The sequence below is a fragment of the Streptomyces sp. NBC_00887 genome (assembly GCF_045207585.1).
In genome coordinates this window covers 3841135-3855874 of record NZ_CP108788.1, presented here as the reverse complement: position 1 = coordinate 3855874, position 14740 = coordinate 3841135, and the positions used below count along the sequence as shown (strand labels likewise).

The window sequence follows — 14740 nt, the reverse complement described above, 5'->3', positions numbered from 1 at the left end:
CGGCGACGCCGCTGGGTGGGGCAGTGGATCAGGTGCGGTCGATGAACACGCTGGTCGACTTGACGCGCGCGGTGGCCTGCATGCCGACCTCCAGCCCCAGCTCCTCGACCGCTTCCCGGGTCAGGAGCGATACGAGCCTGTGCGGGCCGGCCTGGATCTCCACCTGGGCCGCGACGTCGCCGAGTTTGACGGCGGTCACGATGCCGGGAAAGGCGTTGCGGGCCGAGGTGTACGACGTCTCGTCCTCACCGACGCCGCCCTGGGCGACCTCGATGGCGAACGCGGCCAGATCCCGGCCGTCGATGAGGCGGCGCCCGCTCTCCTCACGGTGGGTCGCGACCCGACCGGCATCCGCCCAGCGGCGGGCGGTGTCGGGGCTGACGCCGAGCAGACGTGCTGCCTGGCCGATCGTGTAGGACTGCATGTGCGACAGATTAGACGCACTGAGTTCGCATTTACAAAGCTTTATGCGAAACTCCATGGCGCATGCGTATCGGTCTGGAGGATGGCCCGAAGGCCGGCGGGGCCGATCCGGGCAAAGCCACGTCGAGGATGTCTACAGTGAAATATCAGACCAGTAAATACCTGGCATTTCGCTACGAATCAGAGGCGCCCCCTCATGAGCCTGAGCATCCGTAACCAGTTCCCCGGCACCGTCACCGCCGTCACCACAGGTGCGGTCATGGCCACCGTGAAGGTCCGCCTGGCGGGCGGCCAGGAGGTCACGGCCGCGATCACGCTCGAGGCCGTCCAGGAGCTCGCCCTCACCGAAGGGGTCTCTGTCCGCGCATTGGTCAAGTCGACCGAGGTGTCCCTGGCCACCGGCGCCGTCGCGGGACTGAGCATCCGCAATCAGATCCCCGGCACCATCACGGACGTGGCAACCGGCGGTGCCATGGCGAGCGTCAAGGTGTCCGTCGAGGGCGGCGAGCTCACCTCGGCGATCACCGAGGACGCGGTGACCGACCTCGGCCTCGCCCCCGGAATGCCCGTCGTCGCCCTGATCAAGTCGACCGAGATCTCCCTGGCAGCCGTCTGATCCCCGGCCCGGCCTTGCCGCCTGTGCGGAGTGGCTCACGGCCCACATCTCTCGCCCCCGGGATCCGTTCCCCTCTCCCGGCCCCGTCAACGGCGCGCACCGATTGCCGCGGCTACGCTTGCCGAGGCGACGCGGAAACCGTGAAGCGCGCCGCAGGGAGGCCACGTCCATGGGGCAGCGCCATCATTTCCACACCGACCATGCGGGCCACTCGGTCACCGCGACCGTCGAGACGGGCCACACCGTGTTGGTGGAGGTGCTGGTCGACGGCAAGGAGACGGGTTCGGTCACGGCGCACGGTGACCGCCCGATCGTCGTACACGTGGAACTGCCGACCGACCCTCCGGAGTCGGCCACCGTACGCGTGAAGCCGGGCCCCGGCGTTCCCAGCTGCCTCTTCGAGACGCCGGACGCCGAACCCCGGATCATGTCACCACGCGCATACTGACGGCCCGGTCTTCCTCTGGCCGCAGGTTGGTCGGCTCGAAGGGGCGCCGATCAGTTGTGACCGAACTTCCGTTCCTTCTTGTGCGAAACGGTTTCCCCGATCGCACGCGCCGCGTCGGGCGTAGTCGCCGACGGCGTCTGTTCCTTCGTCTCCGCGGTGGCGGCGCTGCGCTCATGGCCGCCGGTGCGAGCACCGCGGTTCTGCCGGCTCTGCTTCTTGCTCATGATCGTGCCTCCTGCCATCGTCCTGAACGATGGGGCACCTCCAGATTCGCATGTGCGTACGAAAGACGCATGTCAGACAGAACGTTTGCAGCCGCCGTACTCCCTCGGTCAGCTCGAAGTGATCGGCCCGTCGCGCCGCGTGGGCAGGAGGTCGCGTCGAGACGCGGGCGCGGCGCCGGGTGCGCCGGTCAACGGCCTGCGAGTGCCGCCCGTCTTCTCACGCATCGTGATCTGCACACCGGCCAGGTGCATCCCGGCCTTGCTGTGCGCATCGTGGTCGATCACCGGGCCGCCACCGGTACCCGGGCGGCCGGACCCGTCCACCGAGTTGATCTGCAGCGCGTCCTTGCCTGCCTGCGCCGTCTGGTCGGTGTTGTAACCGTCCTGCACACCCGCGACGTTCAGCGCCGTCTGGACGGCCATGTCATGTTCCGCCTCGGACCTTCGGTTCCTCCGTCCAGGGCAGACCGTCCGGCCAGCATCTTGATGTGCTGCATGTGCGTAAGTGTGCGAACCAGCCGGAGCGCGAGCACGGCACAGACAATGTCGAAAACGTCGGAGATCGCGAGCAGACCGATACCCGCGGTGGCCTGGCCGATGGATGCGGCAACCTCGTAGGCCACGCCTCCGACCAGCGCGAAGAGGCCCTCGGCGAGCCAGAAGCCCCACCACAGATTGATCAGTTCATGGCCCGGACGGCTGGTTGTTGCTTGCGCCTCCGCGGATCGGCTCGCGTTCCAGATGTCCAGAGTGACCCGACGCGGGAACCACAGGTTGACGACCGGGATGAGCCAGCACCAACCGGTCCAGCTGCGACCGCGTCGGTGAGCGCCGGGGGCGAAGACTTCGGCATTGTCGCGCAGGCGGTAGAGCCAGCACACGTAAACGATCCCCGTGGAGAGATAGAGCAAGCTCTGAAGCATGCCGGCGAGGTCGTAGTAGAGCTGTCTGTTCCCAGCGTGCGAGACAGCGTCCAGGGCCGCCGCCGAGTCCGGCAGACCGCGCAGCAGGACGTACAGATAGCCACCCGACGCGATGGACAGGATGTCCGTGATGATCACGGCGACAAGCAGAAGAGAGGCGGCCACCCCCAGACCGACCGGTGAACGCAGCGCCGCGAGGTAGGCAGGCGAAGGGACGGGTGCGCTGCACGTAGATGTATTCACAGTTCATGCAGCGCTGTCACCATCCCAGACGTCACACCACCAGTCCCTTCAGGGAGTACGAGGCTCTGGTGCCAGGCTCCGCAAGGCGGTTTCTCCCTGCGCAACGGGCCGGAACGGGGGCAGCACCGGGGCCCGTACCTGATCGTCGGCGACGTGCGGGCATGAGGCTGGAAGCCCGATAGGGCTGACGGTGCCTCGGTATTCCGCCCTCCGCCGTAATTGGGATCTGCGGGATCCGGGCCGCCCCTGCTCCGTCCGCTCTCAGCCTCCCACTCGGCTACAGCAAGCTCCGATCGTGCGGAGCCGGTGACGTGCAGACCACCCGCACGCGGCCTCCGCTGATTGGCTCACTCTGCTCGGGTAACGGCGGACCGGCCCCCCGGAGTGCAGCCCGCGCTCGGCGGCACGCCGGCCTGGCGCGCAGAGGTCGATCCGGATGCCGCACGCATCCTGGTGTCCACTGGCCCGGGGTACCCAACCTCGCCGACATCACGACCGATGCCTGATCTGCTGTCTCGTTCGGGATTGTGGCTGCACGTCGCGTGTGCGGTCCGGATACGGATCTCAGCAACTCGCCCCTGGTTCGGAGAGGTTCAACGGCCGTGTGCCCGCTTGCCCTTCGAGCGGCGGACGGCGGCCTCCAGCAGGACGTCCACCAGTTCCGTCTCGCCGGCCCCGGTGAGTAGCCGCTTGGGCACGATCAACAGGCCGACCTTCCAGCCGAGGCGGCCGGTAACGACGTAAGCCCGCTCCGTCTCGTAGTAGCGGTTCATGGTGCGCCACGGCACCCGCATGAGTTCCTCGGAGCCTCGTGAGATGACGCAGCCGACGGCGTCGATGACGGCCTGCTTCTCCCCTGTGGCCTGGTCGGCACGGAACATACGGCCGGCGAGCATCGGGGGCAGGAACACGCCGAGCGCGCCGTAGACGAGGGCGAGCGTCAGCAGCCCCGCGTTGATCGGGTCGCCGTCAGCGGAGGGCTTCAGGCTCAGCGCCGCCATCAGGGCCGCAGCCACGACAATGAGCCAGCGCAGGCGTCGGAACCATCCGGTTGCTACGAAGGCCTCGTCGAACTCCGCCCTCGTCAGGACTCCGCTGTAGGTGATGACCGTCTGCCGTATGTCGTCCACGGGCGTGGAGCGTACAGGAGCTGGACCCGGTACCGGGCGACCTCTTGTTGGACGCTTCGGTGCAGCCGGGGCCGTCGGCTTTGGTGGAGCGGCATTCGCTGTGCAGCTGCTCGTTGTCTGTACAGCTGGGCATCGGTCCGGCTGACCACGGCAGGCTTCGCGCGTACTGCTCATGGGGGGCGAGTTGGGCGTCGTGCAGATCCTGAGGGAAGGCGCACGAGGGCACGCGAATGTCACGTACGGGTAGCGCGAGCTGCTCGGCCATCGACAGGCCGGCGCCTCGAGTTGGCGGTTGTCGGAGCAGGACGGGGAGATGGGCCGGCCCGCGAACGATGGTTGGGCCGCGGGCAGCCGGGCCTATCAGCTGACGTTGCCTGGGAGGTAGTGGTGTACGTCCTGGGCGACTGACTCACAGACCCTTTTCGACCTGCCCTGACGCTCATGTGACGCTCCGCGGGCCAAGTGACAGATCTGGTGGGCTGTGAACCTGTCCTGACCTGTGACTATATGCGATTAGGGTGCGTGCGACATCTTTCCGATGACTCGTTACGTGAAGAGCGCGGTGCTCGGAACCCTGCGCTGGCGGTTCAAAGTCCCAGAAGTGTCCCAGAGACTCCGGCACACCCCGCCTCGCCCACGTTTATGCAGGTCAGGTGGGGTATGTCGGCGCTTTTTCTGCAGACTTTCAGATGTCGCGGAAGACGCCGCGCAGTTCCATGACCTGCGGCGATACGCGGTTGCAGGGCGTTGACCTGCGTGGATCAACTTTCTGATGTCTCCTGCGCGTGCACGTTGATGCGGCCGAAAGTCCCAGAAAAGTCCCAGGAGCCCCTGCAGTCCGATGTCTTACTGGGGGGCGGGAGAAACCGCACCGCAGGCCGTCATCGGCTCGCCCGTTCGTCTGTGGTAGGTCCCGTCAGGTGAGGGTCCAGCGCTGGTTGCTGCCGTTCGAGCAGGAGTAGAGCTGGATCCGGGTGCCGTTGGCGGTGCCGGTCCCGACGGCGTCGAGGCAGAGGCCGGACTGGACGCCAACGATGGATCCGTCGGAGTTGACGCGCCACTTCTGGTTGTCGCCGCCCCAGCAGCTGTAGATCTGGACCTTGCTGCCGTTGCTCGTGCCGGCGGCGTCCAGACATTTGTCGCCGTAGACCCGGAGCTCACCCGAGTCGGTGGCCACCCACTGCTGGTTGGTGCCGCTGCCGCAGTCCCACAGCTGGAGCTGGGTGCCGTCGTTGGTGCTGGCGTTGGGCACATCCAGGCAGCGGCCCGAACCGACGCCCTTGATCTGTCCGGAACCCGCAGGGGGCTCAGTTGTGTCGCCGGCATTGAGTGCGTTGAGGACGGCGGAGTAGGCGGCCTTCTTGCTGCCGTCGTTGTTGAACAGCAGCGGTGTGTGCTCCGCTCGCCAGGAGTCGCTGTCTCGCACACCCCAGACGGTGACGCCGAGGCAGCGCTCGACGGCCAGGCAGTCGTTGGTCACGTTGGCGTAGGTCATGGGCGAGGCGCCCTGGATGTCCAGCTCGGTGACGGCCACGTCGACGCCGAGGGCGGCAAAGTTCTGCAGTGTGGTGCGGAAGTTGCTGTTGTAGGGGCTGCCGCTGTTGAAGTGCGACTGGAAGCCGACGCAGTCGATCGGCACGCCACGCTGCTTGAAGTCCCGGACCATGGAGTACATGGCCTGGGTCTTGGCCCAGGTCCAGTCCTCGACGTTGTAGTCGTTGTAGCAGAGCTTGGCGGACGGGTCGGCGGTGCGCGCGGTGCGGAAGGCGAGCTCGATCCAGTCGTTGCCGCTGCGCTGCAGGTTGGAGTCGCGTCGGGCTCCCGAATTTCCGTCGACGAAGGCCTCGTTCACGACGTCCCACTGGACGATCTTGCCCTTGTAGTGGGCCATCACGCCGTTGATGTGGCCGATCATCGCCTGGCGCAGATCGTTGCCGCTGAGGCTCTGCATCCAGCCGGGCTGCTGGGAGTGCCAGGCCAGGGTGTGGCCACGCACCTCCTTGCCGTTCTGCACCGCCCAGTTGTAGACGCGGTCGGCGGAGCTGAAGTTGAACTGTCCCCGCTGCGGTTCGGTGGCGTCGATCTTCATCTCGTTCTCGGCCGTCACCATGTTGAACTCGCGGTTCGCGATCGACGTGTACGTCGAGTCGCCCAGCCTGCCCGAGGCGATGGCGGTGCCGAAATAGCGACCGCTGTGCGCCGCCGCGGCGCCCAGCGTGCTCTCGGCGGCGTGTGCTCCCGGTGGCGCGACCAGCGCGGCGGACGCACCGAGGACGCCGAGGACCAGCGCCAACAGCAGGCTGCGAGTTTTCCGGCGGACAACGGGTCGGGGAAGGGCGTAGGAGCCCATGACTGTGCCTCCAAGGTGGAAATTACGAAAGGACTGGTGCGGTGCGCGGATCTGCCGTGCAGCACGGAATGCCGAGGCCGACGTTCGGTATCTCGGACCATGGCCAGTTCCTCAGACAGGGATGATTGAGGCATCGGTGATGGGCCGTCAATACTCTCCGCAGAAGAAGTTTCGATTGGTCATCCGAAACTTTCCGACACCCTGGTGAGTCGGAATGCAGCCCCCGCGCCGCCGCCGTCGGATGCCGTAGGGCCGCGGCCAGGCGAGTGTGCGGACGAGGCTTGCTCGGCCTCCCTCCTCCGCGCATGCGCCTTGGGCTGGCGGATTGTATGCGCACACTCAGGAGAGGTCCGGTCGGCGCGATCCCTTGTCAGGCCCTAAGGGGAGGTGCTGTTTGTGGACAGATCAGGTACAAGCCTTGACCGGAGTACCCCGCATCCCTAGCTTGTGGCCTCAAAGTATCCGGGAATTCTCGAAACTTTCGAAACCGTCCCGGACCCACGGCACTTCCGCTCCGCTGTTCATCAGGGTCACCTCAACCCAGCCCTTAGGAGGCGCAGCTCATGTGGTACCGCCACTCGTTCTCGGCCCGGCCGAGACGCCTGCTCGCGGTCCTTGCACCCTTGTTGCTCGTGGCCACCTTCCTCGGCGCCCAGCCGGCGGAGGCGGCGACCGTGGACCCCAACGCCTCGTACGTGCTGGTCAATCGGAACAGCGGCAAGGCCCTGGACGTCTACAACATGGCAACCGCCGACGGCGCCCGCATCACTCAGTGGACCAGGAACGATCAGAGCCAGCAGCAGTGGCAGTTCGTCGATTCCGGGGGCGGCTACTACCGCATCAAGTCCCGCCACTCGGGCAAGGTGCTGGACGTCTACAACTGGTCTACCGCGAACGGCGGATCGATCGTCCAGTGGGCCGACCTGAATGCCGCCAACCAGCAATGGCGACTCGCGGACAGCTCGGATGGCTACGTAAGGTTCATCTCGCGCCACAGCGGCAAGGCCCTCGAGGTACAAGGTGCCTCCACCGCCGACAACGCGAACACCGTCCAGTACGACGACTGGGGCGGCACCAACCAGCAGTGGCAGCTCGTCAAGGTCGGCGGCGGCAACACCGGCCCGTGCGATCTGCCGGGGACGTACCGCTGGACATCATCGGGCCCGTTGGTGCAGCCCAAGCCGGGGTGGGTCTCGTTGAAGGACTTCACCGTCGTCCCCTACGACGGCAAACAGCTCGTCTATGCGACGACGCACGACACGGGGACGAGTTGGGGTTCGATGAACTTCGGCCTGTTCGCCGATTGGTCGGAGATGGCCTCGGCCGGCCAGAACACGATGTCAGCTTCCACCGTCGCGCCTACGCTCTTCTACTTCGCGCCGAAGGGTATCTGGGTGCTCGCCTACCAGTGGGGCGGGTCCGCCTTCTCCTATCGGACATCGAGCGATCCCACCAACCCGAACGGCTGGTCATCCCCGCAGGTGCTCTTCTCCGGAAGCATCCCCGACTCCGGAACAGGACCCATCGACCAGACGCTCATCGGTGACGGGACGAACATGTACCTGTTCTTCGCCGGCGACAACGGCAAGATCTACCGGGCCGGTATGCCGATCGGGAACTTCCCGGGCAGCTTCGGCGCGACCTCGACAGTGATCATGAGCGATACGACGAACAACCTGTTCGAAGCCCCGCAGGTCTACAAGCTGCAGGGCCAGAACCGCTACCTCATGATCGTCGAGGCGATCGGCTCGCAGGGTCGCTACTTCCGCTCGTTCACGGCAACCAGTCTGAACGGTGCCTGGACACCCCAGGCCGCGACCGAGACCAACCCCTTCGCCGGCAAGGCCAACAGTGGCGCTTCCTGGACCAACGACATCAGCCACGGCGAACTGATCCGCACCAGCCCTGACCAGACCATGACCGTCGATCCCTGCAGCCTCCAGTTGCTCTACCAGGGGCGCAGCCCCAACTCCGGCGGCGACTACGGCCTCCTGCCCTACCGTCCTGGTCTGCTGACACTGCAGCGCTGACGACGTGACACATGTCCCCGGTATGGGGCCGACGCGGCGGGCTCGGCGGAAGGCCGAGCCCGCCCGGTTCGCGCAACAACGTCAGCGCTCATACAGCGACGGAGCGCGGGGGTGGGCGACGCCTACCCCTACCAGCCCGACCGATTCACCGACGCTGTCCGATACTCCCTCCCGCGACTACCTCCCCGCCGAAGTCCCTTCGCCGGGCGGCGCCGCCTCTGTGTCCACGGTCCCGGCTGACCTCGCCTCCTTCGCCGGACGGGACAATCCCGGGTCGTCGAGCCGGGCGGGCTGGAGGTGTGGTCGGCCACCTCCAGCGTGGATCCGCGCCTGACGGCCAGGACCACGTTGACTGGAGCCCAGCGCGACGTCGTCGCTCCTGGTTCAAAGTCCCAGAGAAGTCCCAGGGACCCCGTCGCACCCCGCCTCACCTCGAATTTGTGCAGGTCAGGAGGGGTGCAACGGTGCCTTTTCTGCAGGCTTTCAGATGTCGCGGAAGATCTCGATCTGCGCACCCACCGAGTTGAGCCGCTCCGCCAGTTCCTCGTACCCGCGGTTGATCACGTACACGTTGCGCAGTACGGACGTGCCCTCGGCCGCCATCATCGCCAGCAGTACCACCACCGCCGGCCGCAGCGCGGGCGGGCACATCATCTCCGCGGCGCGCCAGCGGGTCGGGCCCTCGACCAGGACCCGGTGCGGGTCCAGGAGTTGCAGTCGGCCGCCGAGGCGGTTGAGGTCTGTGAGGTAGATCGCGCGGTTGTCGTAGACCCAGTCGTGGATCAGGGTCTTGCCGTGCGCGGCAGCGGCGATGGCCGCGAAGAACGGCACGTTGTCGATGTTCAGGCCGGGGAACGGCATCGGGTGGATCTTGTCGATGGGCGCCTCCAGCTTGGAGGGCCGGACCGTCAGGTCCACCAGCCTGGTGCGGCCGTTGTCGGCGGCGTACTCCGTCGTGCGGTCGCAGTCGACGCCCATCTCCTCCAGGACCGCGAGCTCGATCTCCAGGAACTCGATCGGGACCCGGCGGATCGTCAGCTCGGACTCCGTCACCACGGCGGCGGCCAGTAGGCTCATCGCCTCGACCGGGTCCTCGGAGGGGGAGTAGTCGACGTCCACGTCGATCTCCGGCACACCGTGCACGGTGAGGGTCGTCGTACCGACCCCGTCGACCTTCACGCCGAGCGCCTCCAGGAAGAAGCACAGGTCCTGGACCATGTAGTTGGAGGAGGCGTTGCGGATGACGGTCGTGCCGTCGTGCCGGGCGGCGGCCAGCAGCGCGTTCTCGGTCACGGTGTCGCCGCGCTCGGTCAGCACGATGGGGCGGTCGGGCCTGACCTCGTGGTCGACCTGTGCGTGGTAGAGGCCGTCGGTCGCCGCGATCTCCAGGCCGAAGCGGCGCAGCGCGATCATGTGCGGTTCGATCGTCCGCGTACCGAGGTCGCAGCCGCCCGCGTAAGGCAGCGTGAAGCGGTCCAGGCGGTGCAGCAGCGGGCCGAGGAACATGATGATCGACCGGGTCCGGCGCGCGGCGTCCGCGTCGATGGCCTCCAGGTCGAGGCGCGGGGGCGGCTGGATCTCGAGGTCCACACCGTCGTTGACCCAACGGGCGCGCACACCGATGGAGTTGAGCACCTCCAGGAGTCGGAAGACCTCCTCGATGCGGGCCACCCGGCGCAGTACGGTGCGGCCCTTGTTGAGCAGCGAGGCGCAGAGCAGTGCGACGCAGGCGTTCTTGCTCGTCTTGACGTCGATGGAGCCGGAGAGCCGGCGTCCGCCGACGACCCGAAGGTGCATGGGCCCGGCATAGCCGAGCGACACGATCTCGCTGTCGAGGGCTTCGCCGATGCGGGCGATCATCTCAAGGCTGATGTTCTGGTTGCCGCGCTCGATGCGGTTGACGGCGCTCTGGCTGGTGGCGAGCGCCTCGGCGAGCTGAGTCTGTGTCCAGCCACGGTGCTGGCGGGCGTCACGGATGAGCTTGCCGATACGTGCGAGGTAGTCGTCTTCCATGGCTGCACGCTATCTCACATATGAGATGAAGATCGAGTGGGGGTGTGGGGTTGAAGTGGACGTCGGGTGCCGGACGGCGTGTCGGGCCGTTTCGGGCGGTGCGTCGAACGGGCCGGACGGCACGCCGAGCGGCGCCGGACCGCAGGCGGACGCCCGTCTACACGGTCGTTCGCGCCATGCGGTCCGGCGCGCGGGGCTCGGCCGAACGGGTGAGCGGTCAGCCGCGGCGGCGAGTGGTGGTCTTCCGCCAGCCGAAGGGTCCCGGCAGGTCCATCGACGTGGTGCGCCGGCCGGTGCTGCTGGTGGTGCGCTTCGGGCCGTGCCGGCCGCCGGTCGTGACGGACCACGAACGACGGTTGATGTTCAGCCGGACGCCCGGAAGGATCCGGAAGCTCTTGCGGAATGTGAGCGGCATCTGCGCCTCCTCTGTCAGGAGTACGGGTATCCCGAAGCTGTCCGTCCATGCCTGCGGGGTGAGAGCGCTCCGGTCGGGAGTGCCTCGCCCTGCCGGGGTGGCGGGCCTCTATGCCGGGTCGGCTCCGCGCAACGCGCTGGTCAGCGGGGCCAGTACGGTCCAGCCGGAGACCTCGTACAGGGCGCGGCCCTCCGGTGTCGCGGCCAGTGTGCCCACCGTGGCGCCCCGTACGACGGCGGCGTCGGCGAGGGTGTGCATGATCAGCCGGCCCAGGCCGCGGCGCCGGTGGGCAGGGCTGGTCTCCACCTTGTCGACGACGGCGGTGGTGCCGGTGACGGCGATCTGGCCGCGCGCGGCACGGGCGCCGTCGAGGGTGGACACAACGGCGCGGGTGACGTCGGCCTGGGTCCAGGTACGGAGCCGGTACCCCTCGGGGAGGGTGGTCCGGGCGTGGTCACGGGTGGCACGCAGCGGAGCGGACATCAGGAAACCGGGTCCGTCGGGAAGGGACCAGCCGGGTGCGAGCCAGGACGCGAGCGTCGCAGGTGGCACGAGGGCCTTCAGCCGGACCCCGGGGGCGGCGGCGTTCCCGGTGAGGGCTCTTACGGTCGCTTCGTCGGCGGTGGGCAGGACATGGCTCATGACATGTCCGGGGAGGCCGATGTCGACGGTGAAACCCCAGGGGCGGGAGAACGGTTCGGCTGCTCCGCGTGAGACGGCCCAGCCGTGGACCCAGGCCCGTACGGCTTCGGAGGTGTTGATGAAGGACAAGACGCCTCTTCGCGGCAGGTGGTGGTCCCAGGGTGGATGTGCAGTGCGTCAGGTGCCAAGTGTGGGGTACCCGCATCCGAGCTTCGTGGAGATGTTCGACCCTCTCCGCACGTCCGGCGGAATCCGCGCGATCTTCGCCGGGGGAGGTGCGGCATCGCGGAGTGGCGCCGGACACGGGCTCCCGGGCATGACCGCGCGGCGGCGATGTACTAGAGTTATCTCGACATCGAGATATCTGCCGAGGCGCACCGCAGTCGCCGCCGGTAAGGGTTACCTAACTAATCCTTACCTTAGCGGATGGTGGGGGCCGTAGGCGGCGCCGGCCGCACATGAGGCGCGGCGCGGTTGAACGCGCACATTGAAGAAGGAGACTGTCGTGTCGGCGAACAGCTTCGACGCCCGCAGCACGCTGCGCGTGGGCGACGAGTCGTACGAGATCTTCAAGCTGGACAAGGTCGAGGGCTCCGCGCGCCTCCCTTACAGCCTGAAGGTGCTGCTGGAGAACCTGCTCCGCACCGAGGACGGCGCGAACATCACCGCCGACCACATCCGGGCGCTCGGCGGATGGGACTCGCAGGCCCAGCCCAGCCAGGAGATCCAGTTCACGCCGGCCCGCGTGATCATGCAGGACTTCACCGGCGTTCCGTGTGTCGTGGACCTCGCGACCATGCGTGAGGCCGTGAAGGAGCTCGGCGGCGACCCGGCGAAGATCAACCCGCTGGCCCCGGCCGAGCTGGTCATCGACCACTCCGTCATCGCCGACAAGTTCGGCACCAACGACGCGTTCGCGCAGAACGTCGAGCTGGAGTACGGCCGCAACAAGGAGCGCTACCAGTTCCTGCGCTGGGGCCAGACCGCCTTCGACGAGTTCAAGGTCGTCCCCCCGGGCACCGGCATCGTCCACCAGGTCAACATCGAGCACCTGGCGCGCACGGTCATGGTCCGCAACGGCCAGGCCTACCCCGACACCCTCGTCGGCACCGACTCGCACACCACGATGGTCAACGGCCTCGGTGTGCTGGGCTGGGGCGTCGGCGGCATCGAGGCCGAGGCCGCGATGCTCGGCCAGCCGGTCTCCATGCTCATCCCGCGTGTCGTCGGCTTCAAGCTGACCGGCGAGCTCCCGGCCGGCACCACCGCCACCGACCTCGTGCTGACCATCACCGAGATGCTCCGTAAGCACGGCGTCGTCGGCAAGTTCGTCGAGTTCTACGGTGAGGGCGTCTCCGCCACCTCCCTCGCGAACCGCGCCACCATCGGCAACATGTCGCCGGAGTTCGGCTCCACCGCCGCGATCTTCCCGATCGACGACGAGACGCTGAAGTACCTGCGCCTGACCGGCCGCGACGCGCAGCAGGTCGCGCTCGTCGAGGCGTACGCCAAGGAGCAGGGCCTCTGGCTGGACCCGGCCGCCGAGCCGGACTTCTCCGAGAAGCTGGAGCTCGACCTCTCCACGGTCGTCCCCTCCATCGCCGGCCCGAAGCGCCCGCAGGACCGCATCGTCCTCGCGAACGCCAAGGCGCAGTTCGCCCAGGACGTCCGCAACTACGTCGCGGACGACGAGGAGGCGGGCAAGGAGTCCTTCCCGGCCTCCGACTCCCCGGCCGCCACCGACGGCGTCCCGTCGAACCCGGTCACCGTCACCGCCCCCGACGGTACGACGTACGAGATCGACCACGGCGCCGTCACCGTCGCCGCGATCACCTCCTGCACCAACACGTCGAACCCGTACGTCATGGTCGCCGCGGCGCTCGTGGCGAAGAAGGCGGTCGAGAAGGGCCTGACCCGCAAGCCGTGGGTCAAGACCACCCTCGCCCCGGGCTCCAAGGTCGTCACCGACTACTTCGACAAGGCGGGCCTGACCCCGTACCTCGACAAGGTCGGCTTCAACCTCGTCGGCTACGGCTGCACCACCTGCATCGGCAACTCCGGCCCGCTGCCGGAAGAGGTCTCCAAGGCGGTCAACGAGCACGACCTGGCCGTCACCTCGGTGCTCTCCGGCAACCGCAACTTCGAGGGCCGGATCAACCCCGACGTCAAGATGAACTACCTGGCGTCCCCGCCGCTGGTCGTCGCGTACGCCATCGCCGGTTCGATGAAGGTCGACATCACCAAGGACGCCCTCGGCGTCGACCAGGACGGCAAGCCCGTCCACCTCCAGGACATCTGGCCCTCCGAGGCCGAGGTGAACGACGTCGTCGCCAACTCCATCGGCGAGGACATGTTCAACAAGTCCTACCAGGACGTCTTCGCGGGCGACGCCCAGTGGCAGGCGCTGTCGATCCCGACCGGCAACACCTTCGAGTGGGACGCCGAGTCCACCTACGTGCGCAAGCCCCCGTACTTCGAGGGCATGACGATGGAGACGACCCCGGTCGAGGACATCACCGGCGCCCGGGTCCTGGCCAAGCTGGGCGACTCGGTCACCACCGACCACATCTCCCCGGCCGGTGCGATCAAGGCCGACACCCCGGCCGGCAAGTACCTCACGGAGCACGGCATCGAGCGCCGTGACTTCAACTCCTACGGCTCGCGCCGCGGCAACCACGAGATCATGATCCGTGGCACCTTCGCCAACATCCGCCTGCGCAACCAGATCGCGCCGGGCACCGAGGGCGGCTTCACCCGCGACTTCACCCAGCCCGACGCGCCGGTGTCGTTCATCTACGACGCCTCGCAGAACTACCAGGCCGCGGGCACCCCGCTCGCGATCCTGGCGGGCAAGGAGTACGGCTCCGGCTCGTCCCGCGACTGGGCGGCCAAGGGCACCGCGCTCCTCGGCGTCAAGGCCGTCATCGCCGAGTCCTACGAGCGCATCCACCGCTCGAACCTCATCGGCATGGGCGTCCTGCCGCTCCAGTTCCCGGAGGGCCAGACCGCGGAGACCCTCGGCCTGACCGGCGAGGAGAGCTTCTCCTTCACCGGTGTGACCGAGCTGAACAACGGCACCACGCCGCGCACGGTCAAGGTCACCACCGACACCGGTGTGGAGTTCGACGGCGTCGTCCGCATCGACACCCCCGGTGAGGCGGACTACTACCGCAACGGCGGCATCCTGCAGTACGTGCTCCGCAGCCTGATCCGCAAGTAGGGTCGGCGTACGGACGAAAAGGGCCGCATCCCCGGCAACGGGGGTGCGGCCCTTGTCATGCGG

General features: G+C 67.5%; 13 protein-coding genes. 4 read left to right on the top strand and 9 right to left on the bottom strand.

All coding sequences use genetic code 11. The annotated features are described in order from the left end of the window. Positions 1-28 precede the first annotated feature (28 nt). Positions 29-424 (bottom strand): molybdopterin-binding protein, encoded by a 396-nt coding sequence (locus OG844_RS17550; RefSeq protein WP_406391349.1) that lies wholly within the window; start codon positions 422-424, stop codon positions 29-31. 195 nt (positions 425-619) lie between these two features. Here OG844_RS17550 and OG844_RS17545 point away from each other — a divergent pair, with 195 nt between their 5' ends. Both OG844_RS17545 and OG844_RS17540 read left to right on the top strand, forming a co-directional pair. Next, positions 620-1039 carry a molybdopterin-binding protein gene (locus tag OG844_RS17545; RefSeq protein WP_406391347.1) on the top strand — a complete coding sequence of 140 codons (420 nt, stop codon included), beginning with the start codon at positions 620-622 and terminating at the stop codon, positions 1037-1039. A gap of 169 nt (positions 1040-1208) precedes the next feature. Further along, positions 1209-1487 (top strand): hypothetical protein, encoded by a 279-nt coding sequence (locus tag OG844_RS17540; protein ID WP_406391345.1) that lies wholly within the window; start codon positions 1209-1211, stop codon positions 1485-1487. A 50-nt stretch (positions 1488-1537) separates the two neighbouring features. Here the strand turns inward: OG844_RS17540 and OG844_RS17535 are convergent, their stop codons facing one another. From OG844_RS17535 to OG844_RS17515, 5 genes are all read right to left on the bottom strand, one after another. Continuing rightward, positions 1538-1711, bottom strand: coding sequence for a hypothetical protein (locus OG844_RS17535; RefSeq protein WP_351172512.1), 174 nt, complete (start codon positions 1709-1711; stop codon positions 1538-1540). A gap of 108 nt (positions 1712-1819) precedes the next feature. Continuing rightward, positions 1820-2134 carry a hypothetical protein gene (locus OG844_RS17530; RefSeq protein WP_406391343.1) on the bottom strand — a complete coding sequence of 105 codons (315 nt, stop codon included), beginning with the start codon at positions 2132-2134 and terminating at the stop codon, positions 1820-1822. Next, positions 2113-2772 (bottom strand): DUF4328 domain-containing protein, encoded by a 660-nt coding sequence (locus OG844_RS17525; RefSeq protein ID WP_406391341.1) that lies wholly within the window; start codon positions 2770-2772, stop codon positions 2113-2115. Before OG844_RS17525 ends, OG844_RS17530 begins: the two co-directional genes overlap by 22 nt. Positions 2773-3470: 698 nt before the next feature. Next, positions 3471-4007: a hypothetical protein gene (locus OG844_RS17520; RefSeq protein WP_406391339.1), complete on the bottom strand. Its 537-nt coding sequence runs from the start codon at positions 4005-4007 to the stop codon at positions 3471-3473. Positions 4008-4923: 916 nt separating this feature from the next. After that, on the bottom strand, positions 4924-6357 hold the full coding sequence (locus OG844_RS17515) for an endo-1,4-beta-xylanase (RefSeq protein ID WP_406391337.1): 1434 nt from the start codon (positions 6355-6357) through the stop codon (positions 4924-4926). Positions 6358-6920: 563 nt separating this feature from the next. Here OG844_RS17515 and OG844_RS17510 point away from each other — a divergent pair. After that, positions 6921-8387: a non-reducing end alpha-L-arabinofuranosidase family hydrolase gene (locus OG844_RS17510; protein WP_406391335.1), complete on the top strand. Its 1467-nt coding sequence runs from the start codon at positions 6921-6923 to the stop codon at positions 8385-8387. A 483-nt stretch (positions 8388-8870) separates the two neighbouring features. Here the strand turns inward: OG844_RS17510 and OG844_RS17505 are convergent, their stop codons facing one another. The 3 genes from OG844_RS17505 to OG844_RS17495 form a co-directional block, all read right to left on the bottom strand. Further along, positions 8871-10400, bottom strand: coding sequence for a helix-turn-helix domain-containing protein (locus OG844_RS17505; protein WP_406391334.1), 1530 nt, complete (start codon positions 10398-10400; stop codon positions 8871-8873). A gap of 217 nt (positions 10401-10617) precedes the next feature. Next, a complete protein-coding gene (locus OG844_RS17500; protein WP_329206393.1) occupies positions 10618-10815 on the bottom strand; it encodes a DUF4236 domain-containing protein in 198 nt (65 codons plus the stop codon). Between the two features lie 108 nt (positions 10816-10923). Beyond that, positions 10924-11586 (bottom strand): GNAT family N-acetyltransferase, encoded by a 663-nt coding sequence (locus tag OG844_RS17495; RefSeq protein ID WP_406391332.1) that lies wholly within the window; start codon positions 11584-11586, stop codon positions 10924-10926. A 376-nt stretch (positions 11587-11962) separates the two neighbouring features. On the opposite strand from OG844_RS17495, the gene acnA reads away from it, so the two are divergent. Then, the gene (acnA, locus tag OG844_RS17490) at positions 11963-14677 is read left to right on the top strand and encodes an aconitate hydratase AcnA (RefSeq protein ID WP_406391330.1); all 2715 of its coding nucleotides are present in this window, start codon (positions 11963-11965) and stop codon (positions 14675-14677) included. Positions 14678-14740: the final 63 nt, after the last annotated feature.